Source organism: Micromonospora sp. BQ11 (assembly GCF_052068135.1).
Taxonomy (GTDB): Bacteria; Actinomycetota; Actinomycetes; order Mycobacteriales; family Micromonosporaceae; genus Micromonospora.
Window position 1 is genome coordinate 81,289 of the sequence record NZ_JBQHDB010000014.1, and the last position, 21,281, is coordinate 102,569.

Here is a 21,281-nt window from a genome sequence, read left to right on the forward strand (position 1 = left end):
GAACCGTACGCGCCATTGCGGGCGGAACCGATCAGGAATGCCACCCCGTCAGGGCGAATTTACCGGTGCCGACGAAGTCGATGCCCGTGGAGGAATTCATGGTGACGGATCGGGGATTTCCCTTTACCCACGGGGAGCGCGTCAGCTGCACCACTCCCCTGGCCGGGCCGCTGGTGAGGGTGACGTCGGCCGAGTCGAGATCGAAGATCCAGTTTTCCCTGATGTTGGAGACCTGGACATTACCTTGGGCAAGAATCGTCAAGTAGCAGCTGAATTGGTACGTGTTCCTCGCCAGGTCGATGTTGAGGCCGATCGGGAACGGGCAGACTCCCTGGCCGACGTATCGTGGGTCGACGTTCGTCGTCCAGACCGCCCGTCCGCCGGCACCGAATGCGGTGGACCCCCAACCCAGCGGTTGTTCCCGCACTCCCAGCCCGGTCGGCTCATCGATGAACATCGTCTGCCATTCGTAGCAGTACGTTCCCCACAGCTTCTTTTCGCAGGCCCGCTGGTTGACCTCGTACTTGTTGCCCAGGACGTGGGTGTAGATGTCGTACCCACGGCGCACGTCCACCGGGGGATGCGACACGCTGTAGGTGGTGGACCAGCCGATCGAGGTCTCCGACGTGCGGGTGACCGAGGTGCTCCCCGAGGCCGAGACGTTGCCGTCGATCTTGATCCCGGCCGAGGCGCTGCCCGCCACCAGGTTGGCGATCGCGCCGAACTCACGCGAGCTTCCGAAAGACCACGAGAAGGCGGCGGTCTGGCTGACCGCATTGGTTATCTTGTAGCTGCTGGTAGCCGTGATGTTCGCGCTGACCGTCGGCCCGACCGGTGAAGCTCCCGGCAGCACCCGGAAGACTTTACTTTCCCCGCTGAGGGGGACGCCGATCTGGCGACGCAGGATCTCGTACTGGTAGCACGTGGCCCCCACCGAGGCCGTCGCGCATTTGTCGTCAACGACCGCGAGAGCCGGACTTGCGTTCACCACCGAGCCGACAACACCCATCAAGACAGATGTCGCCAGCACAGCAATGCGGGCCGGGATTCGCCTCATCACTCTCCTTTCGTTGCAACGGAACCTCGCCTCAGCGGAGCGCGAGTGAACGAACGAAGTAGAGCACGAGCGAACATAGCCGGTCCAAGAACTTCGATCTATTCCGCCTATTCGCGACGCCTATCGCGGAGCGGAGCCGGGCCGTCTGCCCGGGGCAACCGCGCGCAGGCCGCCCCGGGCGACCGTTACCCTGGCCGGTGCATGCGTGTCGCCCACCGCCGATCGACCATAGTGGAGGCGCCATGGAGCTGAGACACCTGCGCTATGCCGTGGCACTGGCCGAATCGGGTAACTTCACCCGCGCCGCGGAGCGGCTCCACATCAGCCAGCCGACACTCAGCGTGCAGATCCGCGCACTCGAGCGTCTGGTCGGAGCGGAGCTGTTCGAACGGCTGCCGAACGGGGTCCGGGTGACCACCGCCGGGGAGGTGTTCCTCACCCACGCGCGCGTGGCGCTCGCGGCGGCCGACGATGCCGTCGGTGCTGTTCGGGCCGCCATGCCGGCGACGGCGCCGGTGCGGGTCGGCTGCTTCCGGGCCCCCTGGAGCAGTTGGGCGATCGCCGATGCCCTGCACCCCGACGACCGGCAGCAGGCCGTCGAGACCATCACCGTCGGCACCACGGAGGGTATGGCCCTACTGCTCGACGGCAAGCTGGACGTCCTGGTCGGCCAGGACTTCACCTCCGTGCCGCTGCAGTTGCCCGAAGGGGTGGACCGGCACGAGGTTGCCACCGAGCACGTCTGGCTGGCACTCGGAGGCAGGCACCGCCTCGCCCGGCGTCCCCGGCTGACGATTGCCGACCTGGTGGACGAGAACTGGCTCGTCCTGACGAGCCAACCCGATCTCCACGAACTCACCGTCGCCGTGTGCCGCAACTACGGACGCTTCGAGCCCCGGCAGGTGCCGGTGCACGCCGGCGACGAGCTTCCCACCGCGCTCGTGGAGCTCAGGGGAGTCTGCCTGTGCACCCCGATGGTCCGCCGGGTGGGTGGACTGACCACACGGGACATCGGCCTGCCGGAACAGCGGCGGATTTTCGTCGCCCGCGTACGGGCGAAGACCTCGCGGGAGCAGGCCCTCCGCATCGGTGGCTCAGTCGCACGACTCCATGCCGACCACACCGCCCGCAGTCCCGCCGGCCGAGCCAGGCGGGGACCCACCACGATCGAACGGCCGGCTCCCCTCGCCGCGGCGGCACGCGACCACGATGGCACGGAACCCATGCGGTGAGTTCGACACGAGTCGGTCAGCACGAACCGTTCCTGCTCGGGCCGGACGCGCAGCCGGCACTGCGGGCCGGCCGGGGGCCGCGACGGCACAATGACCGGGTGGCACATCTGGGACTGGTCGCGCTGCTGGTGCGCGAGTACGACGAGGCGATCTCCTTCTACGTCGACCGGGTCGGCTTCGACCTGGTGGAGGACACGCCCCGGCCGGACGGCTCCCGCTGGGTGGTGGTCCGGCCGCCCGGTGCCCGGGAGACGGCGTTGCTGCTCGCCCGCGCGTCCACCCCCGAGCAGCGCGAACGCGTCGGCGACCAGACCGGTGGCCGGGTCGGCCTGTTCCTGAACACCGACGACTTCACCCGTGACCACGGGCGGATGAGCGCCGCCGGGGTGCGGTTCGTCGAGGAGCCACGCCACGAGGCGTACGGGTCGGTCGCGGTCTTCGAGGACCTGTACGGCAACCGGTGGGACCTGATCCAGCCCCGTGGCTGAGGCCACGGATCGACGAGATCGCACGTACCGTCCGTGATCATCCGGTACCGGTCGTGTTATTCTCCGGCGTCGATTTGCCGCGTGGACCCCCGAGAGGGTCGTTTCGCCTAAGGACGTCTCCCTCGATGCCGGCCGTTTCCGCCTCCGCTCCGACGCTCGCCACGTCGGACACCCCGGCAGGCGACGCCTTCACCCTCATCTTCACCACCCTGCCCGCGCTGCTGCGGCTCTCCTGCGGGCTGGTCGGCGCGGTGGTGGCCCTGTCGGTGCGGACGCCTCCGGTCGCCCCGGCGGTGCTGGTGCCGGCCGTCGCGGCGTTGACCGTCTGGTCGGTCTGGTACGCGGCACACGTCCTCCGGCAGGGCGTCTCCGGTCCGCTGGTCGCCGGCGACGTCCTCCTCACCACCGTCACGTGCCTGGCGATCCCGGTGCTGGTGGCACCCGAGGTGCTGCCCGGCGAGGGGAGCTGGGTCGCCGTCCTGGCCAGCACCACGGTGATCAACGCACAGGCCACCGCGCCGGTGCGCTGGTCGGTGCCGGCGGGCCTGCTGGTCACCGGCGCGTACGTCGTCGGCGCGGGGGCGGCCGACGCGCGTGCGGAGGCGACCGCGCACGCGGCGACGCTGCTGGTGCAGGTGTTCTGCGCGGCGGTGATGACCGGGGTGATGCGTCGTCGGATCGCCCGCGCCGACGGTGCCTTCGCCGCGCACCAGCGGCTCACCCGGAAGACGCTGGTCGCCCGCACCGCCCGCGAGGCCGAGCGGCAGCAGAACCGGGACCTGCACGACACTGTCCTGGCCACCCTCACCATGGTCGGTCTGGGCGCGGTGGGCGGCCCGTCGGCGGCGCTGCGGGAGCGGTGCGCCGCCGATCTGCGCACCCTGGGCGCGCTCGCGGACGCCCGCGCGACGCCGGAGGGGCCGACGTCGCTGGACGAGCGGCTGCGGGCGGTGCTCACGCGCCTGCCGGACCTGCCGGTCACCGTCGAGCTGGCGCCCTGCACCGTACCGGCGCCGGTGGCCGACGCCATCGCCGAGAGCGCCCACGCCGCCCTGTCCAACGTGGTCCGGCACGCGCCCGGCGCGACGGCCACGCTGCGTCTGGACCGGATCGCCGACATCGTCGTGGTCGAGGTCACCGACGACGGTCCCGGCTTCGACCCGGCCACGGTCCCGGCCCACCGGTACGGACTGCGCGAGTCGGTACGTGGCCGGATGGCCGGTGTGGGGGGCCGGGCCGACGTCGGGTCCCGACCCGGCGCCGGTACCCGGATCCGGCTGGAGTGGTCCGATGTCGACTGAGACCGACCCGGCGCCGACCGGAGCCGCGGTCACCGGCGACACCGCGTCCGCGTCGTACCCCGGGGGCGCGCCGACGCCGGTCGCGCCGGCAGCGCGTACGCCAGCGGAGGGCCCGGCCGGGGCGGACGCCGCGGCGGCTGTGGCGAGCGCGTCCGACCGCGGCGCGCGGGTGGTCGCGGTGGTCATCGCCCTGGCCTGGCACACGGCGATCGGCCTGCCGGCGGTGCTGGCGGCCCGCGCGGACCTGGCGCGGCCGACGCTGGTGCTCGCCTGCTGGGCCGTGGTGGCGGTGACCGGCGCCGTCGCCGGGCTGCGGCTGCTACGCGGCGAACCCCTGCCCGCGTGGCCGCTGGCCGTGCTGCTGCTGGTGGTCGACGCGCTGGTGTTCGCGGCGGCCGGCGAGCGCCAGCTGTTCACCGCCGCGAACTGGGCCTGGGGCACCCTCGGCTGGTTCTTCGTGCTGGTGCTCTGGGGGCGCCGGGTGACCGGCCTGCTGGTGCTGCTCGCCGCGCACTCGCTGATCGCCCTGGTGGCGGTCCTCGGCCACGGCGCGACCGCGCCCGCCGACCTGGCGCGCTTCACGATGTACGTCTACGGCACCGTGTCGCTGCAGGTCGCGGTCTTCGCCGGCAGCGCCGCGATCGCCGCGCTGGCCCGGAACCGGGCCGCCGCCGCCGCGACGGCGTCCGCACTGGTCGCCGAGCGGGACGCGGCCGAACGGGCCCGGCGGGAACGGCGGGAACGGCTCGCGCTGGTCAGCGGCACCGCCGAGGAGGTGCTGGCGGACCTGGCCGACGGGCGGGCCGACCCGGCCGACCCGATGGTCCGGCGGCGCTGCGTGCTGGCCGCCGCGCGGCTGCGCCGGCTGATCGCCGAGTCCGACGACGTACCGGACCCGCTCCTGCACGAGCTGCGGGCGGCGGCCGACCTGGCCGAGCGCAGGGGCGTCCCGATCGACCTGGTGACGATCGGCACGCCGCCGCCCCTGCCGGTGGAGGTACGCCGGGCGCTGGCCGAACCGCTCACCGCGACGCTGGCCGACGCCCGGGACCGGGCCCGGCTGACCGTCGTCGCCGAGCCGGACGAGGTGGTGGTCAGTCTGGTCGTACCGGACCGCGACGACGAGCCGACCGCCGGGCCGCCGGGCGACGGGGACCCACGGGTGGAGCACCTCCAGGAGCGGGACGGGGAGATCCGATGGACGCAGACGCGGTGGCGGCGGTGACCGGGGGGCGGTCGATCGGCGTGGCGATCGTGGACGACCACCCGGTGGTCGTCGAGGGCGTACGCGCCTGGCTGGCCACCGAGCCACGGCTGACCGTGCTGGCCACCGGCGACGACCCGGACGAGGTGCTGCGGGTCGCTCCGCACGCCGACGTCGTCCTGCTCGACCTGCGCCTGCACGGCCGCATGGTGCTGGACAAGCTCGCCGAGCTGAGCGCCGCGGGACGCCGGGTGGTGGTCTACTCCGAACACACCGACCCGGCGACGATGCTCGCCGTGCTGGACGCCGGCGCGGTGGCGTTCCTCGCCAAGCAGGAGGGACGGGAGCACTGCGTGGCGACCGTCCTGGCCGCCGCCAGCGACCGCCCGTACGTACCGCCGGCCCTGGCCGGTGCCATCGTCGGTGATCCCCGGCCGGACCGGCCCGCGCTGTCCGACAAGGAGCGGGAGGCGCTGCTGCTGTGGTTCCAGTCCATGTCGAAGGCGTCGGTGGCCCGACGGATGCGGATCAGCGAACACACCGTCAAGCAGTACGTCGACCGTGCGCGGATCAAGTACACCCGGGCGGGGCGACCGGCTGCCACGAAGGCGGCGCTGCTCGCCCGGGCGATCGAGGACGGCCTCGTCCGGCCGGAGGAGATCGGCACCTACCGGTCGCAGGCGTCGTACGACCGGCCGACCCCCTAACGGGCGTCATGACAGGGCGGGCCGGGGTGGGCGAGGCTCGACGGGTAAGGGGCCGAGGGGAGCCCGGGGCTGAGTCCCGGCGCGGGACGGGGGTTCCGACGGCCTCCGCAGACGTGTCCACACCGGAGGTCGTCACGATGCACGACGCTTCCCCCTTCTTCATCGCACCGCACCGCTTCGACGCCCCGGACGACGACACCGGGCCCGTCCTCGACCGGCGCCACCGGCTCGCCCTGGAGTCGGGCGAGCAGACGATCGGCCGGTACCTGCTGCACGCCGAGGGCCACCTGCTCGACCCCACCGAGGGGTGGCGGTGCTGGAGCCTGCCCGAGCCGGTGGAAGTCAACGTCACCGACCGGCGCATCGCGTACGCCGGCACCGGCTCGCAGCTGTCCGTGGCCGGCGCGGCCTCCGATCCCCGGCACCGCCGCGCCGTCCGGCTGCCCGGTCTGGTCAGCGGCCAGATCCGCTGGCAGTGGCCGTCCCGGCTGGAGCTGTCGACGCCGACACCCGACGGCGCCGCGCGGCTGCTGGTCGTCTGCGACGCGCTGCGCACCATCCGGCAGCCCGCGCTCGCCCTGACCGGCCCGGCGGACGTGGTCGCCGAGCTGGCCCGTCAGGTACGCCGGGCGGTGGCCGCCTTCCGGCTCACCCACCCCGAGCTGGTGGACCTGTCCCCGCCGGAGCGGGACGTCCTGGTGCTGCGTGCCCGGCCGGCGCTCCCCTCCGGCACCGACCGGGTCACACTGCCGGGGGCGCTGCCGGTGGAGTTCCACTCGCGGGACGACTACTACCGGCGGGGCCAGGTCGGCCGGGCGTGGCCCGGGCCCGCAGCCGGCGCAGCATCCGGGCATCGGTGAAGCCGACGGTACGGGCGGCGGACTCGACCGTCGTCCCGTGCCCGATCAGGTGCTCGGCCCTCTCCACCCGCAGCAGCTGCTGGTAGCCGAGCGGCGTCAGGCCGGTGGTCCGGCGGAACAGGCGCGTCAGCGTCCGCTCGGCCACTCCGCCGACGGCGGCCAGCTCGGCCAGCGGCAGCGGCTCGGCGTACCGGCCGTCGATGAGGTCCTGCACCCGGTGCACCACGTCGGACAGGTGCGAGCGGTGCCGCATCATCGCGCTGGTCTGCTGCTCGTGGCCGTTGCGGCGCGCGTACACCACCAGGGTGCGGGCGATCCGCGCGGCCGTCGCCGGGCCGTGCCGGGTCGCCACCAGGTGCAGTGCCACGTCGATGCCGCTGGCGATGCCCGCCGAGGTCACCACCCGGTCGTCGACCACGTACAGGACGTCCCGGACCACCCGCGCCGCCGGGTGCCGGCGGGCCAGGTCGTCCTGCACGTCGTGGTGTGTCGTGCAGCGCCGGCCGTCGAGCAGCCCGGCCCCACCGAGGGCGTACGCCCCGGCGCACACGCTCGCGACGGTCCCGCCGGCCGCGTGGTGGGCGGCCAACCGCCGCAGGTCCTCCGGGCCGACCGGCCCCTGCGGCCCGTGCGCCCGAGGTCGCCATCCGGGTACGACGAGGAGGTCGTCCGGGGTCAGCTCGGGCCACCGGAGGTCGGCCACCACCGGCACGCCCTGCACCGTCGGCACCACCTCACGGTCGGCGACGTAGTGCAGCCGGTAGTCGTACCCGAGGTCGGCGGCGGTCGAGAAGACCTGGGCCGGGCCGGCGAGATCCAGCAGGTGCAGGTGCGGGACCAGCAGGAAGACGACCCGGGCCACGGTGGTCAGACTCCGGCCGGCACCGCGCCGGTGACCTCGGCGACCGTACGGACGGTGGCGAAGCGGCCGGCGAGGGCGTACTCGGTGCGGGCGATCATGTCGTCCGCGGACAGGGTGCGGGGATCGGCGAGGATCTCGGCCGGCGTGGCGGTCTCCGGCAGGCTCCAGTGCGGAGTCGGGAAGCTCACCGTCGCGTCGGTCACGAACGTCATCTCGTACCCGAGGTCGCAGCCGACCCGGGCGGTGGTCTCGACGCACTGCTCGGTGCGGATGCCGCAGACGGTCACCTCGCGGATGCCGGCCAGGGTGAGCACCTGCTGGAGACCGGTGGTGGTGAAGGCGTTGTGCGACGTCTTCACCAGCGTCGGTTCCCCGTCGGCGGAGGCGAGTCCGTCGATGAGGCGCACATGGCCACCAGCCGGGTCGAACACGCCTCCGGTGCCCGGCTCGGCGTGCAGGACCCAGACGACCAGATCACCACGGCCCCGGGCGTACGCGACCAGCCGGTCCACCTGCCCGACGATGTCCGGCTGTGAGGCGTGGGCCCAGATCGGGCGCTGCCGGAAGGACTCCTGGACGTCGATCACGACGAGTGCTGTTCTGCTCATGACGGAGATCCTGGTCGAACGGGCCACGTGTCGACAGGCACCATCACGCCCGGCACCGGAACGATCCGGTCCCCTCCCCCGCGGACGGCGTCAGGCCCAGGGGTCCTTGGCGGCGGCACGACGGCGAACCTCCAACTCGGCGGCCTCCTCCAGGGTGGGCGCGGTGCCACCGAGGTGACACGGCTGCCACCAGGCGTCGTCCGGGCCGGCCGGCGAATCCGGGTACTCCCGCTGGGCCCGGTCGACCAGGGCCGTCAGCCGGGTCTTCAGGTCCGCGGTCATCACGTTCGGGTCCTCGTACGCCGCCGGGTCCATCGGCTCACCGATGAGGATGGTGATCGGCACGTGCCGACGGGTGAGGGTGCGGGGGCGGCCCTTCGTCCACAGCCGCTGCCCACCCCAGAGCGCCACCGGCAGCACCGGCACACCGGCCTGGCTCGCCATCCGGGTCGCGCCGCTCTTCAACTCCTTGACCTGGAACGACCGGCTGATCGTCGCCTCCGGGAAGACGCCGACGACCTCGCCGCCGCGCAGCGCGCTGACCGCGGAGGCAAACGACCCGGCACCGGCCCGCCGGTCCACCGGGATGTGTCGCATGCCCCGCATCAACGGGCCGGACACCTTGTGCGTGAACACCGACTGCTTGGCCATGAAGCGCACCAGCCGCTTCGACTCCTGGGCGCCCAGCCCGCAGAAGATGAAGTCCAGATAGCTGACGTGGTTGCTGGCCATGACGGCCCCGCCGGTCCGCGGGACGTGGTGGGCGCCCTCCACCGTGATCTTCAGGTCGAGGACCCGGAACATCGCCTTGGCGGCGGCGACGACGGGCGGGTACACGAGTTCCGGCATCCGGCAACTTTACCCCGGGTAAGTTACGGGACCGTAGGGCGAGGCCGCGTCGGCGCCGCCGGCCGCCGGCCGCCGCGGATCGGGGCCACCGGCGGCCGGTGCACTCAGCCGGCGCTGTTGCGCAGGTCGAGCCGACCACGGGCGAACGCGTCCACCCGGCCCCACCGGCCCGGGATGTCCAGGACCTCGATGCGACCCATGCCGACGGGCAGGCAGGGCGCCACCGCGAGGTGACCCTCGTGCGGTTCCAGGCCGAGCATGGTCCGCAGCAGCAGCAGCGGGGCGCCGGTGGACCAGGCCTGCGGACTGCACGCCGTCGGATACTCCACCGGGAACTTGGTCAGCTCCCGCTGGTAGCCGCCGAACGCCTCCGGCAGCCGCCCGTCGAAGAACGTGGCCGCGTCCAGGATGCCGTTGGCGATGGTGGCCGCCTCCTCACCGAAGCCGTACCGGCGCAGGCCCCAGGCGATGAACGAGTTCTCGAACGGCCAGATCGTGCCGTTGTGGTAGCCGATCGGGTTGTAGCGCACCTCCCCCTCGGCCAGCGTCCGCACGCCCCAGCCGGAGAAGAGCCGCGGCCCCACCAGGTGCTCAGCGATCTTCTCGGCGCGGTCGTGGTCGACGATGCCGCTCCAGAGCAGGTGCCCGATGTTGGAGCTGAGCACGTCACACTGCCGGCCGTCCGGGTCCAGCCCGAGGGCGTAGTACTCGCCGTCGTCGACCCACCAGTCCCGGTTGAACCGCTCCTTGAGCTCCGCCGCCTCCCGCTCCAACTGGTCGGCCAGGGCCGCGTCGTCCCAGCACTCCCGAGCCAGCCGGGCCGCGCGGACCTTCGCGTCGTACGCGTACCCCTGCACCTCGCAGGTGGCGCGGGGGAACGGCGGCAGCGTGCCGTCGCGGTACGAGATGGAGTCCCACGAGTCCTTCCAGCACTGGTTCTCCAGGCCGGTGTCGCTGTTGCGCCGCTCGTACCAGATGTAGCCGGTGCCGCCGACCAGGTCGGCGTAGTCGTCGATCCACCTGAGGGCTCGGCGGCACTCCTGCTCCAACTCCTTGACCAGGGCGACGTCCCCGGTCCACTGCTCGTACTCGTCGAGCAGCACCAGGAACAGCGGCGTGGCGTCCACCGACCCGTAGTACGGCGAGTGCGGCTGCTCCTCGAAGGCGGCCGACTCGCCGTAGCGCATCTCGTGCAGGATCCGCCCGGGGTCCTCGTCCCGGAAGTCGTCGAACCGGGTGCCCTGCAACGCGGCCAGGATCCGCAGCGTCGTCTTCGACAGCGCCGGGGTGAACGGCAGCGTCTGGAGGCAGGTGAAGATGCTGTCCCGGCCGAACATGGTCATGAACCAGGGCAGGCCGGCCGCCGGCAGGGTTGCGCCGCCGAGCGAGAGCGGCGAGAAGCGCAGCGCCGCCAGGTCGACGAGGCTGCGGCGGTACGTCCTGGCCAGTTCCTCGTGCTCGGTGTTGACCTTCGGTGCGGCGGCCATCCACTCCTGGAGGTCCTGCTGGAGGGCGAGCCGTTCGGCGCCGTGTGCGCGCAGCCCCATCCGCAGGTCCCGGCCGCCCGGGCCCAGGGCGGAGGTCTGCACGTCGATCTGGGTGTCCCACCGCTCGTTCGGCTCAAGGTGGACGGTGTACGCGAAACCGCTCTTGTCGAACCGGGCCGGCTCCTGGGAGGAGATGACGGTCTCCCGATTGAAGTTGCCCCGGCGGTAGCCCAGGCGCAGCCGGTCCGACTCCACCTCGGTGTAGATCTCGCCCTTCTTGTTGAGGATCTCGTCCTTGACCTCGAACAGGTCGGCGAAGTCCGCGGCCGCCTCCATCCGGATCTCCAGGTCGACGGGCTTCTCGTCGTGGTTGAGGATGGTCAATTGCTCCGAGAAGCTTCCCCCCACCGCCCGCTGCCGGATGACCGACAGCTTGGCGTCGACGTAGTGGGTCGCCGCCCCCGGTACCAGGAAGAACCGCGCCTCGTAGTACTGCAGGTCGTCGTAGGACAGCGGAGTCAGGCGTTCCCCGTTGACCGTCAGCACCCAGGTGGAGAGGAACCGCGTGTCGAGCGAGAAGAGTCCACTCGGTTCGCTCGCCGTCGCCCTGATGTCCCCGGTCTCCTCGGAGACCACGAAGGTGCTGCCGTCCAGGATCCGGACGTTGTTCTTCCCCGCCATCAGTCGACCTCCCGGTGGCCGAATCGCCGGTGGGGGCCCCGTGCGTCGGGGTGACCGGGGAACAGCCGCTCCACCTGGATCACCAACTGGGCGTCGCCGGAGACCGTCATGTCGCCGCGCAGGATGGCCGCGAGTCCGTGCTCGCGGCCGGCGGCGAGGTCCTCGAACAGGGCGGGACTGGTCACGACCACCGTGTCCGCCTCCCGGTCCTCCTGGCTCACCTGGAGCCGCCCACGGTCGACCTTCAGCAGCCAGTGCACCGTCCGCGCCCTCTCGTGCAGGTCGAAGCGCAGCGTCCCCGACGACTTCGCCAGCAGCGGCTCGTAGCCCCGCCGGTCCAGGTCCTCGAAGAACCGCATGGTCGCGTCCACCATCGGGTCCCCCTCCTCCCGTCGGTCCCGTCCCACCCGCCGGCCTGCGTCCACCGGCGTGCCGAGCACGGGTCCCCGTCCGGTGCCGGGTCAACCTCGCCCGGATCGGGTGAGTCGCCTCGCCGGAGGTGTCGGTGCGGGGCGGTAGCGTCCCTAGGAGCACCGACGGTGGGGGTGACGATGGCCGGGAACGCGCCGGAGATGGGTCGCGCGGAGGTGCTCGCCTACCGGGCCGCCGTCCAGGAGTTGCACAGACCACCCGTACGCCGGCCCGGTGACCTGGCGGTGCTGGGGCTGGGCGTGCAGGACACGCCGTACGGCTCGGCCCGGCTGGCGCTCGCCGCCCGCGGTGTCACCAACCCCGACGACGACCGGTTGGAACTGGTCTGGTCGGTGCGCGGCGCCCCGCACCTGCACCGTCGCGCCGCGCTGCCGGCGCTCGCCGCCGCGCTGTGGCCGTTGGACGACGCCGACGCCGCGCGCCGCATCGGCGGCCAGATCGGAGCCGGCGCCGCGCTGGGGCTGGCCGCGTTCGAGGCGGCGGCGCGGGCGTTCACCGAGGTGGTCACCGGGCCCATGGCCAAGGGCGGGGTGAGCCGCGCGGTCAGCGACCGGGTGCCCACCGCGCTGACCTACGACTGCGGCCCGTGTCGGGCACGGCACATCTCCGGGTCGCTGTTCCAGCAGGCCGGGCTCGCCGGCGGCGTACGCCTGGAGGTGTCCGGCCGCACCACGACGCTCGCGCCGCTGGCCGGCTGGCCGGGACCGCCCACGGCGGCGACGGGCACGACGGCGCTCGCGCGGACGGTGCTGCGGCTGCTCGGGCCGGCCACGCCGGGTGACGTCGCCGCCTTCCTCGGCACCTCCCCCACCGCGCTGCGGCCGGTCTGGCCGGGTGATCTCGCGGAGGTACGTGTCGACGGCCGGCGGGCCTGGCTCCCGGCCGAGCAACTGCCGGCGCTGCGGGCCGCGGAGGCACCGCCCGGGGTCCGGCTGCTGCCACCCGGCGATCCGTTCCTCCAGGCTCGGGACCGGGAGGTGCTGGTGCCGGAGAAGGCTCAGCGGTCACAGCTGTGGCGGATGATCGGCAGTCCCGGCGCGGTCCTGGTGGACGGTGACGTGGCCGGCACCTGGCGGGCGAAGCAGGCCGGCCGGGGCGTCCTCGACCTGACCGTCAGCCCGTTCGGCCGGCTGCCGGCCCGGGCGCGCCGCAGCCTCGACGAGGAGGCCGCCGCGGTGGCGGCGGCGCGCGGCGCCACCGAGACGCGCGTCCACGTCGAGACGGGTTGACGGACGAAGCCGGCCCTCCGTGTCGGAGGACCGGCCCGGTCCGCGGCGGACGGTCAGTTGTTCGGCTCGTTGGCGCTGATGTCCGCGAGCACCGACTGCGGTTCGCGCTCGACGGCCAGGTCGCCCATGGAGACGAGGCCCACCAGGCGGCCGTCGTCCATGACCGGCAACCGGCGTACGGCATAGGTACGCATCAGGTCGGCGGCGGCGACCGCGTCGTCGTACTGGCTGACCGTGATCACGTCCTTGCTCGTGATCTCGTTCAGCATGGTGGCGTTCGGGTCCATGTTCTCTGCCACGCCCCGGACCGTGATGTCGCGGTCCGTCACGATGCCGACCACGTTGTCGCCGTCGGTCACCACCACGTCGCCGATGGCACTGTCGCGCATCTCCTGGGCCGCGGCGGTCAGCGTGTCGTTGCCGTCCATCGTCACCAACCGGGTCGTCATGAACTCTCCGACCGTTGTCATGGTGCTCCCCTCTCGGTGTCGGCACCGCGGTCTACCCGTCGCCCCGCCACAGGTAACGCCGACTTTCCGACCCCCGCACGGTCACATCGACTCCTCTAAGGTGACCGGGATGACCGGGGCGGAGCGGGAGTTGGCCGACATCGTCGCCGAAAGTACGTGGATGCTCCGGGCGCTGACCGTGGTGCGGGACTCCGGCCTGCCGGACGCCTGGATCGGCGCCGGCGCCCTCCGCGATCTGGTCTGGGGCGAGCGCTACGGCACCGGATTCGACCCGGTGGCGGTGCGTGACGTGGATGTGGTCTTCTTCGACCCGTCCGATCTGAGCGGGGAGAACGACCAGCGCGCCACCGCAGGTCTGGTGGAGGCATGGCCCGAGCCGCCGTGGCAGGCGAAGAACCAGGCCGCCGTGCACACCTGGTACGCGGCGAAGTTCGGCGGCGAACAGATCGCACCGTACCGGAGCGTGGCGGAGGCGGTGGCCACCTGGCCGGAGTTCGCCACGGCGGTGGCGGTACGCCTCGATGCCGCCGACCGGCTCGTCGTCTGCGCACCCCACGGGCTGGCCGACCTGCTCGGGGGGGTGTGGCGGCACAACCCCACGAGGGTCGACGCGACACGGTTCGACGAACGGCTGGCACGGGTCCGTCCCCGCTGTCGATGGCCGGGAGTCACGGTCGTGGCGCCCGACCAGCCCTCGTAGCTGTCCGGTCAGCCGCGTGGGGGCACGCCGTAGATGCGCTCGACGTGCAGGCGCAGCACGAGCCGCTGCTCGGCGACCATGGCGGCCCGGAACTCGTCCCAGTTCGGGTGTTCCCCCTGGACCGCCCGGTAGAGCCCGACCAGTTCCTCCACGGTCGGGTCGCCCGGCCGCTCGGCCACCGGGGTCAGCTCGGCCCGGGCCTCCGCCACCGCGTACGCCCAGCCGTCGTCGCTGCTGACGTGGAAGCTGGCGCGCGGGTCCCGGCGCAGGTTCGCGGTCTTGGCCCGACCGTCGGTGACCGACACCCGGATCAGGCCCCGCTCCCGGTCAAAGGTGTAGACGACGTTGGACAGCTGGGGACGGCCGTCCCGTTTGAGGGTGACCAGTACGCCCAGCCACCGCCCGGCGATGAGGTCGGTCAGGGCCTTGGAAATCTCGTCAACGGGCACGGTTACCTCCGTCGGGTCGGCGCGTCGCTCTCATCTCACCCCTGCCTTTTCCATGGTCCACTCGCTGTTCCCGACATCGGGGTGTCCGCCGCTCAGTGACACCCCGATGTCCAGGACACCGAGTGGACCATCCCGAACCGACCCGCAACCGGGGCGCGGCCGGGCGGCCTCAGCGGCGCTCGGCCGCGACCAGCTCGGCGAGCTGCACCGCGTTGAGCGCGGCGCCCTTGCGCAGGTTGTCGTTGGAGCAGAACAGGGCCAGGCCGTGCTCGACGGTTTCGTCGGCCCGGATCCGGCCCACGTAGGTCGGGTCCTGACCGGCGGCCTCGAGCGGGGTCGGCACGTCGCTCAGCGCCACGCCGGGCGCGCCGTCGAGCAGCTCGCGGGCCCGCTGCGGGGTGATCGGCCGAGCGAACCGGGCGTTGATCTGGAGCGAGTGACCGGTGAAGACGGGCACCCGGACGCAGGTGCCGGAGACCTTCAGCCCGGGGATGTCCAGGATCTTGCGGCTCTCGTTGCGGAGCTTCTGCTCCTCGTCGGTCTCGGCGGAGCCGTCGTCGACGATCGAGCCGGCCAGCGGCAGCACGTTGAACGCGATCGGCCGGGCGAACGAGCGCGGCGTGGGGAACTCCACGGACGCGCCGTCGAAGGCGAGCCCGGCGGCGTGCTCGGCGACCTTGCGGACCTGCTCGTCCAGCTCGGCCACGCCGGCCAGACCGGCCCCGGAGACCGCCTGGTACGTCGACACGACCAGGCTGACCAGCTCCGCCTCGTCGTGCAGCGGGCGCAGCACCGGCATCGCGGCCATCGTGGTGCAGTTGGGGTTGGCGATGATGCCCTTCGGGCGGTTCGCCGCGGCGTGCGGGTTGACCTCGGCCACGACCAGCGGCACCTCCGGGTCCATCCGGAAGGCCGACGAGTTGTCGATCACGACCGCGCCGGCCTCGGCGACCCGGGAGGCCAGCTCCTTCGCGGTGCCCTTGCCCGCCGAGAAGAGCACGATGTCGAGCCCGGAGTAGTCGGCCGTGGCCGCGTCCTCCACGGTGACCTCGCCGTCCCGCCAGGGCAGGGTGCGCCCGGCCGACCGGGCCGAGGCGAACAACCGCACCTGCTCCGCCGGGAACTCCCGCTCCGCCAGCACCTGCCGCATCACGCCACCGACCTGGCCGGTGGCCCCCACAATGCCGATCCTCATGACCGCGAGGCTACCCAGCCGGGCGGCACAACCGTGAACGCTTTCCCACCGCCCGGCCACCCCGGGGGACGCCGGTGATCGCTCCGGCCGGGTCGCCGACCCGCAACGACACCGCCGATCAGCCCCACGGACCGGAAGATCCCGAGCCGGCGGTTCACGCAACCGCAAGCCTTCGCCACCCACGCCACCCCGCCGCCGCCACCTCTCTCATCCACCCACGCGACCCACATCACACCCACCCACCCACACCCCGCCGGCCCGCCGGCCCGCCGGCCCGCCGGCCCGCCGGCCCGCCGGCCCGCCGGCCCGCCGACACTTTCACGGAAAGAGTGGCCTCCGGGCGCCACATGAGCACTCTTTCCGTGAAAGTGAGCTGATCTTGGGTGCGCGGGTCACGGCGGCGGGGCGGGATCAGCTCGTCTGGTCGACTATGTCGCCCAGGCCGGCTGCGGCCAGCTCGTCCCGGATCAGGGTCGCGTCGCCCTCCACCACCAGGGTGAGCGAGCCCGGCCTCAGGTGCGTGGCGGCCGCCGCGGAGACCTGCTCCACCTCGGCGGCGAGCAGGGACTCCCGCAGCCGGGCGTGGTAGTCGTCGGGCAGGTCGTGGACGACGAGCGTGGTCAGCGCCGCGGCGATCGCCCGGGGGCTCTGCAACTCCACCGAGAGCTGACCGGCCCGCCAGGACCGCGCCACCGCCAGCTCGTCCTCCGTCACCCCGGTCTCCTGCGTACGGGTGATCTCGCCGACCGCCTCCACCAGCGCGGGGGCGGTGACGGCGGTCTGCACCCCGGAGCTGACGGCGAACCGCCCGAACCGGCGGGACGTGCCGAACTCGCCCCGGATGCCGTACGTGTAGCCACGGACCTCCCGGATCAGGTGGTTCAGTCGCGAGGTGAACGCGCCGCCGAGCACGGTGCCGGCGAGCGTCATCGGCACGTGGTCCGGGTGCGCGCGGTGCGGCGCCGGGTGCCCCAGCCGCAGCGTGGACTGCACCGAGCCGGGCCGGTCCACCAGGATGATCCGCCGCCCCTCGCGGGGGGTCACCGCGATCGGGCCGCCCCGCTCGACGGGCCCGCCGCCGGTGCCGGCGAAGGCCACCGCGCCGAGCGCGTCCAGGTCGATCCGGTCCAGGTCGCCGGCGACGACGAGGGTGCCGGGCCGGATGAACCACTCGGAGTGGAAGACCGTGACGTCCTCGACGTCCAGGGCGGCCACCGAGTCCGGATCTCCGTACATCGGGCGGCCCCACCGGTTCTCCGCGCCGAACAGGTCGGCGCGCAGCGCCGCGTCGGCCCGGGGGCCCGGGTTGGCCCAGTCCATCCGCAGCGCGGTCGCCTCGTCGTCGCGGACCCGCCGGACGTCCTCCGGGTCCAGCTTCGGCGTCCGCACGGCCTCGGCCAGCAGCTCCACGGCGGCGGCCAGCCGGTCCACCGGCACCTGCACGCTGACCTGGAACGAGTCCCAGTCCAGGCCGGCGACCAGCTCGGTGCCGAGCGCCTCGATCGCCAGCGCGTACGCCGTCGCGTCCCGCTGCGCGGTCCCCTCCTCCAGGGCCTTGGCCAGCACCGCACCCAGGCCCTCCTTGCCGGTCGGCTCCCGTTCCGCGCCCGCGTCGAGCAGCAGCAGGGCCACGGCGAGGTTCTGCCCGGGCAGGTGCGCGGCGACGACCTGCCCGCCGGCCACCGTCCGGCGCACGACCTGCGGGAACCGGTACGGGCGGGACGTGCCCGGGCCGGGACGGTCGACGATCAGCGTCATGAGGTCTCCTCGGGCAGGTAGGTCAGGGTCACCCGGTCGGCGGCGGTCAGCACCTCGGCGGCCACCTCGGCGATCTCCTCCGCGGTCACCGCGAGCCAGGCCGGCAGTCGATCGGCCGCCTTGGCCGGGTCGCCGAACTGGGTGGCGTACCGGCCCAGCGTGTCGGCGCGGCCGTCCACCGTGGACATCTGGCGCCACCACGCGGTGCTCAGCAGCGCCTTGGCGCGGTCCAGCTCGGCGGCGGTGACCGGCACGGTGGCCAGCTCGTCGACGACCTCGGCCAGCCCGGTGGCCAGCCGCTCGGCGCTCACCCCGGGACGGGCCGTGGCGGTGACGATCAGCGGCGCGGGGGCGTGCGCGAGGTCCACCCCGTACGCCCCGACCAGGTCCGGCTGCGCGAGCCGTTCGCCGTCGGCGAGCCGCTGGTAGAGGCGGCTTCCCCGGCCACTGCCCAGGACGGTGGCCAGCACGGTGACCACGTCGTACCCGGCGCTGCCGAAGGCGTGCGTGCGGTGGGCGACGTAGACGCGCGGCGCGGGGACGTCCGCGGTGACCGTCTCCACGGCGGGCCGCCCGCCGGCCGGGACGACGGAACCGTCCGGCGCGGAGGGGATCTCCGGGCGGGCGGGGATGGCGCCGAAGTACTTGTCGGCGAGCGCGAAGACCTCGGCGGCCGTGGTGTCCCCGACCACGGTCAGCACCGCGTTGTTCGGTGCGTAGTAGGTCGAGTGGAACGCCTGGAAGGTGGCCAGGTCGGCGGCGTTCAGATCCTCCATCGACCCGATCGTGGCGTGGTGGTACGGATGCCCCGGCGGGTAGAGCAGCGGCAGCAGCCGCAGCCACGCGTCGCCGTAGGGGACGTTCTCGTACCGCTGGCGGCGCTCGTTCTTCACCACGTCGCGCTGGTTGTCCAGCGTCTCCTGGGTCAGCGCGGGCACCAGGCCACCCATCCGGTCGGCCTCCAGCCAGAGCGCCAGCTCCAGGTGCTCGGCCGGGACCGTCTCGAAGTAGTTCGTCCGGTCCGGGTTGGTGGTGGCGTTGAGCGAACCGCCGGCGCCCTGCACCAGCTTCATGTGCTCGGTCTTGGCCACGTTGAGCGAACCCTCGAACATCAGGTGCTCGAACAGGTGGGCGAAGCCGGTCTGCCCCTGTGGCTCGTGTCGGGAACCGACGTCGTACCAGAGGTTCACGGCGACGGCCGGGGCGGTGCGGTCCTCGCTCACCACCACGCGCAGGCCGTTGTCCAGTCGGGTCGTCTCGATGGGCCAGGGGTAACCGCTGTCGGGCATGGCACGACGCTATCCGATCATCGGACGGAAAGGGGACAGGCCGGACGCGCCGCGTGCCGTACGGCAGGCTTCGCGGCCCGGCGCCCGGGTACGGAAGGGCATGCCGACCGTCACCGGAACCCGTACCGCCGCCGACCGGGCCGCCACCGCCGTCGAACGGGCGTCCGCCGCCCTGACCCGGTTGCGCCGGGGGAGACTGCTGCACCCGGCCGGCCGCTCCTTCACCGGGGAGGTGATCGTGTGGGGCCGGTCCGGTCCGCCGACCGGGGTTCCGCTGATCGACCGCCCCGGGCGGTACGCCGCGACGGTCCGGCTGTCCAAGGGGGTGCCCACGCCGGGGAGCTGGCCCGACGTGCTGGGGTTGGCGGTCCGGCTGCACCGGGATCCGGAGCGCCCGTACGACCTGCTGGTCAGCTCCAGCGCCGCCCCACCGGTGCTGCGTCACCTGCCGCTGCCCCGGCGTCGGTTCGCCGGGACGTACAGCTCGATCATGTCCTTCCGGGCGGGCCGGCGGCGCCTGTTCCTGGCGGCGCTGGCCGACCCGGACTCGGCCGACCCGGGCCGCAGTCTCGCCGAGGCGACCGCGTCGGCCCGCGCCGACGGGCCGAGCTTCGTCCTCGCCGTGGCATCCGCGGTGGGGCCGTGGCGGCCGTTCGGGCAGGTCCGGGTCGGGACGCAGCTCGGCGCCCGCGCGGACGCCGCCCTGGCCTTCGACCCGATCGGCAACCTGCCGCCCGGGTTGCGGGCGGCAGGGCCGATCGCCTGGTTGCGGGAGCACAGCTACCGTGCCTCCCGCCGTACGCGGGGGGCGGAGGCTCAGTCGGGGGGTTCGACGGCGGTCACCGTCTGATCGGAGGTACGCCGTTCCAGGAAGGTGTCCGGGGCGGCGTTCTGGCCCTCCTCCCGGATGTCGGACTCGGCGAGGATGGCCTCGGCCTGGGTCTCCGCGTCGTCGCTGCCGGCCGCCGCCTCCTCGGGCAGCAGGTGCGCGCGGGACTCGACGCGTTCCTGATCGCTCTGCTCGTGACTCATGCCCGCACCCATACCCCGCCCCCCGCCTCCGCACGCGTGAAAGGAAGGGCCCCCCGTTAACGCCTGGCGTTGTACAGGGGACCCTTCTTAACGCCGACACCCGCTCAGGAGCGGAACGGGCCCCGCACCTCGTAGGTGATGCCGCCGGAGGACGAGCCGGACGTGCCGCGCTGCGAGGAGAAGTAGAACCGGGTCCCGTCGGGCGAGAACGCCGGCCCGCAGATCTCCGACGAGGACTGCCCGGTGATCCGCAGGAACGGCGCGACGATCTCGTCCGGCGTGATCACGTTGATCTCCATGTTGCCGCCGTCCTCCGCGACGAACAGGTCGCCGGAGCGGGCGCCGGTGATGTTGTCCACCCCGGTCAGCGGCGCCGTGCCGGACACCAGCGAGTCGTCGTACGCGAGGTCGAGCCGCTGGTTGACCGCGTCGTACGCCCACACCCGGTTGTCGCCCTTGGTGGTGAACCAGCAGGTGCCGTCGGCGTACCAGCAGCCCTCGCCGCCGTTGAACTTCTTCGCACCGGAGACCTGGCTGCGGGTGAGGGTCGGCGAGCCGTCCGGGTCGGAGACCCGCGCCCAGGTGACCGGGCCGCTGGTGGCCGTGCCGGCGACCAGCACCTCCAGGGTGCCGGCGGAGAGGTCGCCCCAGGTGGTCGGCCGGAACCGGTAGAAGCAGCCGCTCGACTCGTCCTCGGTCAGGTAGATCACCCGACGGTCCGGGTCGCACGCGGCGGCCTCGTGCTTGAACCGCCCCATCGCCGACCGCCGCACCGCCGCCTTCCCGCCCTGCGGGTACGTCTCGTAGACGTACCCCAGGCTGACCTCCTCGCAGGAGAGCCAGGTCCCCCACGGCGTCGCGCCGCCGGCGCAGTTCTGCCGGGTGTTCGACAGGATCCGGTAGGCCGAGGCGACGCTGCCGTCGGCGTTGAAGCGCACCGCCGACGCGCCCCCGCCCGGGGTGATCTCGGAGTTCGAGACGTAGATCCAGCCGGTGCCGGCGGCGAAGCAGGCGCCGCCGTCCGGGGCGTCGTGCCACGTGTACGAGGTGCCGGCCACGGTCTGCCGGGACCGGGCGATGATCCGACTGGTGAACCCGGCGGGCAGTTGGATGCCCCGCGCGTCGGCCGGCTGGAGCGGCCCGTAGGGGCTGCTGCCGGGCTGAGCAGGGGCGGCGAGGGCGGCGCCGGCCCAGAGACTGCCGGAGAAGGCGGCGGCGCCACCGGCGGCGGTGGCGCGCAGGACGGTACGACGGTCCATCGGGAAACCTCCGGGATGCAGCGTTCGGTGGCGCTGAAACTACCGGTGGTCGCATCGACGGAGGTGAACACGAGGCGAGGCTTTCCGGTCGACACGGTGATCCCTGCGCCTCGAATCGGGTACGCTGGCCGA

The 21,281-nt window shown here is 73.0% G+C and carries 22 protein-coding genes; 9 read left to right on the forward strand and 13 right to left on the reverse strand.

Going from position 1 to position 21,281, the window contains the following annotated elements; translation table 11 throughout:
• Nucleotides 1–31 precede the first annotated feature (31 nt).
• A complete protein-coding gene (locus ACTMSW_RS25435; RefSeq protein ID WP_441183195.1) occupies nt 32–1,057 on the reverse strand; it encodes a hypothetical protein in 1,026 nt (341 codons plus the stop codon).
• Between the two features lie 242 nt (nt 1,058–1,299).
• Between ACTMSW_RS25435 and ACTMSW_RS25440 the strand changes: the two genes are divergently transcribed.
• From ACTMSW_RS25440 to ACTMSW_RS25465, 6 genes are all read left to right on the forward strand, one after another.
• The gene (locus ACTMSW_RS25440) at nt 1,300–2,289 is read left to right on the forward strand and encodes a LysR family transcriptional regulator (protein WP_441183196.1); all 990 of its coding nucleotides are present in this window, start codon (nt 1,300–1,302) and stop codon (nt 2,287–2,289) included.
• A 98-nt stretch (nt 2,290–2,387) separates the two neighbouring features.
• Entirely contained in the window at nt 2,388–2,777 is a 390-nt protein-coding gene (locus ACTMSW_RS25445) for a VOC family protein (RefSeq protein WP_441183197.1), read from the forward strand.
• Between the two features lie 125 nt (nt 2,778–2,902).
• The gene (locus ACTMSW_RS25450; RefSeq protein WP_441183198.1) at nt 2,903–4,078 is read left to right on the forward strand and encodes a sensor histidine kinase; all 1,176 of its coding nucleotides are present in this window, start codon (nt 2,903–2,905) and stop codon (nt 4,076–4,078) included.
• On the forward strand, nt 4,068–5,303 hold the full coding sequence (locus tag ACTMSW_RS25455) for a hypothetical protein (RefSeq protein WP_441183199.1): 1,236 nt from the start codon (nt 4,068–4,070) through the stop codon (nt 5,301–5,303). Before ACTMSW_RS25450 ends, ACTMSW_RS25455 begins: the two co-directional genes overlap by 11 nt.
• Nucleotides 5,276–5,989: a response regulator transcription factor gene (locus ACTMSW_RS25460; protein WP_441183200.1), complete on the forward strand. Its 714-nt coding sequence runs from the start codon at nt 5,276–5,278 to the stop codon at nt 5,987–5,989. The genes ACTMSW_RS25455 and ACTMSW_RS25460 overlap by 28 nt, the downstream gene beginning before the upstream one ends.
• Nucleotides 5,990–6,126: 137 nt before the next feature.
• On the forward strand, nt 6,127–6,849 hold the full coding sequence (locus ACTMSW_RS25465; RefSeq protein ID WP_441183201.1) for a hypothetical protein: 723 nt from the start codon (nt 6,127–6,129) through the stop codon (nt 6,847–6,849).
• Here ACTMSW_RS25465 and ACTMSW_RS25470 read toward each other — a convergent pair.
• From ACTMSW_RS25470 to ACTMSW_RS25490, 5 genes are all read right to left on the reverse strand, one after another.
• Nucleotides 6,731–7,711 (reverse strand): GlxA family transcriptional regulator, encoded by a 981-nt coding sequence (locus ACTMSW_RS25470; protein ID WP_441183202.1) that lies wholly within the window; start codon nt 7,709–7,711, stop codon nt 6,731–6,733. The two genes, ACTMSW_RS25465 and ACTMSW_RS25470, sit on opposite strands and share 119 nt — an antisense overlap.
• 5 nt (nt 7,712–7,716) lie before the next feature.
• Entirely contained in the window at nt 7,717–8,319 is a 603-nt protein-coding gene (locus ACTMSW_RS25475; RefSeq protein ID WP_441183203.1) for a cysteine hydrolase family protein, read from the reverse strand.
• A gap of 90 nt (nt 8,320–8,409) precedes the next feature.
• A complete protein-coding gene (locus tag ACTMSW_RS25480) occupies nt 8,410–9,168 on the reverse strand; it encodes a lysophospholipid acyltransferase family protein (RefSeq protein ID WP_441183204.1) in 759 nt (252 codons plus the stop codon).
• A 104-nt stretch (nt 9,169–9,272) separates the two neighbouring features.
• Nucleotides 9,273–11,336, reverse strand: a complete 2,064-nt coding sequence (locus tag ACTMSW_RS25485) for an amylo-alpha-1,6-glucosidase (RefSeq protein ID WP_441183205.1) — start codon at nt 11,334–11,336, stop codon at nt 9,273–9,275.
• Nucleotides 11,336–11,710 carry an SCP2 sterol-binding domain-containing protein gene (locus ACTMSW_RS25490; protein WP_441183206.1) on the reverse strand — a complete coding sequence of 125 codons (375 nt, stop codon included), beginning with the start codon at nt 11,708–11,710 and terminating at the stop codon, nt 11,336–11,338. Before ACTMSW_RS25490 ends, ACTMSW_RS25485 begins: the two co-directional genes overlap by 1 nt.
• Nucleotides 11,711–11,875: 165 nt before the next feature.
• Between ACTMSW_RS25490 and ACTMSW_RS25495 the strand changes: the two genes are divergently transcribed.
• A complete protein-coding gene (locus tag ACTMSW_RS25495; protein ID WP_441183207.1) occupies nt 11,876–12,997 on the forward strand; it encodes a DNA glycosylase AlkZ-like family protein in 1,122 nt (373 codons plus the stop codon).
• A 53-nt stretch (nt 12,998–13,050) separates the two neighbouring features.
• Here ACTMSW_RS25495 and ACTMSW_RS25500 read toward each other — a convergent pair whose 3' ends face one another.
• Nucleotides 13,051–13,467: a CBS domain-containing protein gene (locus tag ACTMSW_RS25500; protein ID WP_441183208.1), complete on the reverse strand. Its 417-nt coding sequence runs from the start codon at nt 13,465–13,467 to the stop codon at nt 13,051–13,053.
• A 109-nt stretch (nt 13,468–13,576) separates the two neighbouring features.
• Here ACTMSW_RS25500 and ACTMSW_RS25505 point away from each other — a divergent pair, with 109 nt between their 5' ends.
• Nucleotides 13,577–14,167, forward strand: coding sequence for a nucleotidyltransferase family protein (locus ACTMSW_RS25505; RefSeq protein ID WP_441183209.1), 591 nt, complete (start codon nt 13,577–13,579; stop codon nt 14,165–14,167).
• A gap of 8 nt (nt 14,168–14,175) precedes the next feature.
• Here ACTMSW_RS25505 and ACTMSW_RS25510 read toward each other — a convergent pair whose 3' ends face one another.
• From ACTMSW_RS25510 to ACTMSW_RS25525, 4 genes are all read right to left on the reverse strand, one after another.
• Nucleotides 14,176–14,616, reverse strand: coding sequence for a PPOX class F420-dependent oxidoreductase (locus tag ACTMSW_RS25510; protein WP_441183210.1), 441 nt, complete (start codon nt 14,614–14,616; stop codon nt 14,176–14,178).
• Nucleotides 14,617–14,785: 169 nt separating this feature from the next.
• Nucleotides 14,786–15,811 carry an aspartate-semialdehyde dehydrogenase gene (locus ACTMSW_RS25515; protein ID WP_441183211.1) on the reverse strand — a complete coding sequence of 342 codons (1,026 nt, stop codon included), beginning with the start codon at nt 15,809–15,811 and terminating at the stop codon, nt 14,786–14,788.
• A 411-nt stretch (nt 15,812–16,222) separates the two neighbouring features.
• Nucleotides 16,223–17,569: a M16 family metallopeptidase gene (locus ACTMSW_RS25520; protein WP_441183212.1), complete on the reverse strand. Its 1,347-nt coding sequence runs from the start codon at nt 17,567–17,569 to the stop codon at nt 16,223–16,225.
• Entirely contained in the window at nt 17,566–18,858 is a 1,293-nt protein-coding gene (locus ACTMSW_RS25525; RefSeq protein WP_441183213.1) for a M16 family metallopeptidase, read from the reverse strand. The genes ACTMSW_RS25520 and ACTMSW_RS25525 overlap by 4 nt, the downstream gene beginning before the upstream one ends.
• A gap of 100 nt (nt 18,859–18,958) precedes the next feature.
• On the opposite strand from ACTMSW_RS25525, the gene ACTMSW_RS25530 reads away from it, so the two are divergent.
• Nucleotides 18,959–19,708, forward strand: a complete 750-nt coding sequence (locus tag ACTMSW_RS25530; RefSeq protein WP_441183214.1) for a phosphodiesterase — start codon at nt 18,959–18,961, stop codon at nt 19,706–19,708.
• Here ACTMSW_RS25530 and ACTMSW_RS25535 read toward each other — a convergent pair.
• Both ACTMSW_RS25535 and ACTMSW_RS25540 read right to left on the reverse strand, forming a co-directional pair.
• On the reverse strand, nt 19,675–19,890 hold the full coding sequence (locus tag ACTMSW_RS25535; RefSeq protein WP_441183215.1) for a hypothetical protein: 216 nt from the start codon (nt 19,888–19,890) through the stop codon (nt 19,675–19,677). The genes ACTMSW_RS25530 and ACTMSW_RS25535 overlap by 34 nt on opposite strands.
• 104 nt (nt 19,891–19,994) lie before the next feature.
• A complete protein-coding gene (locus tag ACTMSW_RS25540) occupies nt 19,995–21,149 on the reverse strand; it encodes an alkaline phosphatase PhoX (RefSeq protein WP_441183216.1) in 1,155 nt (384 codons plus the stop codon).
• Nucleotides 21,150–21,281 lie beyond the last annotated feature (132 nt).

Coding starts and splice junctions, on each gene's coding strand:
- ACTMSW_RS25435 (WP_441183195.1), bottom strand. CDS start 1,057: ATGAGGCGAATCCCGGCCCGCATTGCTGTGCTGGCGACATCTGTCTTG.
- ACTMSW_RS25440 (WP_441183196.1), top strand. CDS start 1,300: ATGGAGCTGAGACACCTGCGCTATGCCGTGGCACTGGCCGAATCGGGT.
- ACTMSW_RS25450 (WP_441183198.1), top strand. CDS start 2,903: ATGCCGGCCGTTTCCGCCTCCGCTCCGACGCTCGCCACGTCGGACACC.
- ACTMSW_RS25455 (WP_441183199.1), top strand. CDS start 4,068: ATGTCGACTGAGACCGACCCGGCGCCGACCGGAGCCGCGGTCACCGGC.
- ACTMSW_RS25460 (WP_441183200.1), top strand. CDS start 5,276: ATGGACGCAGACGCGGTGGCGGCGGTGACCGGGGGGCGGTCGATCGGC.
- ACTMSW_RS25465 (WP_441183201.1), top strand. CDS start 6,127: ATGCACGACGCTTCCCCCTTCTTCATCGCACCGCACCGCTTCGACGCC.
- ACTMSW_RS25475 (WP_441183203.1), bottom strand. CDS start 8,319: ATGAGCAGAACAGCACTCGTCGTGATCGACGTCCAGGAGTCCTTCCGG.
- ACTMSW_RS25480 (WP_441183204.1), bottom strand. CDS start 9,168: ATGCCGGAACTCGTGTACCCGCCCGTCGTCGCCGCCGCCAAGGCGATG.
- ACTMSW_RS25485 (WP_441183205.1), bottom strand. CDS start 11,336: ATGGCGGGGAAGAACAACGTCCGGATCCTGGACGGCAGCACCTTCGTG.
- ACTMSW_RS25490 (WP_441183206.1), bottom strand. CDS start 11,710: ATGGTGGACGCGACCATGCGGTTCTTCGAGGACCTGGACCGGCGGGGC.
- ACTMSW_RS25500 (WP_441183208.1), bottom strand. CDS start 13,467: ATGACAACGGTCGGAGAGTTCATGACGACCCGGTTGGTGACGATGGAC.
- ACTMSW_RS25505 (WP_441183209.1), top strand. CDS start 13,577: ATGACCGGGGCGGAGCGGGAGTTGGCCGACATCGTCGCCGAAAGTACG.
- ACTMSW_RS25515 (WP_441183211.1), bottom strand. CDS start 15,811: ATGAGGATCGGCATTGTGGGGGCCACCGGCCAGGTCGGTGGCGTGATG.
- ACTMSW_RS25520 (WP_441183212.1), bottom strand. CDS start 17,569: ATGACGCTGATCGTCGACCGTCCCGGCCCGGGCACGTCCCGCCCGTAC.
- ACTMSW_RS25525 (WP_441183213.1), bottom strand. CDS start 18,858: ATGCCCGACAGCGGTTACCCCTGGCCCATCGAGACGACCCGACTGGAC.
- ACTMSW_RS25530 (WP_441183214.1), top strand. CDS start 18,959: ATGCCGACCGTCACCGGAACCCGTACCGCCGCCGACCGGGCCGCCACC.
- ACTMSW_RS25535 (WP_441183215.1), bottom strand. CDS start 19,890: ATGAGTCACGAGCAGAGCGATCAGGAACGCGTCGAGTCCCGCGCGCAC.
- ACTMSW_RS25540 (WP_441183216.1), bottom strand. CDS start 21,149: ATGGACCGTCGTACCGTCCTGCGCGCCACCGCCGCCGGTGGCGCCGCC.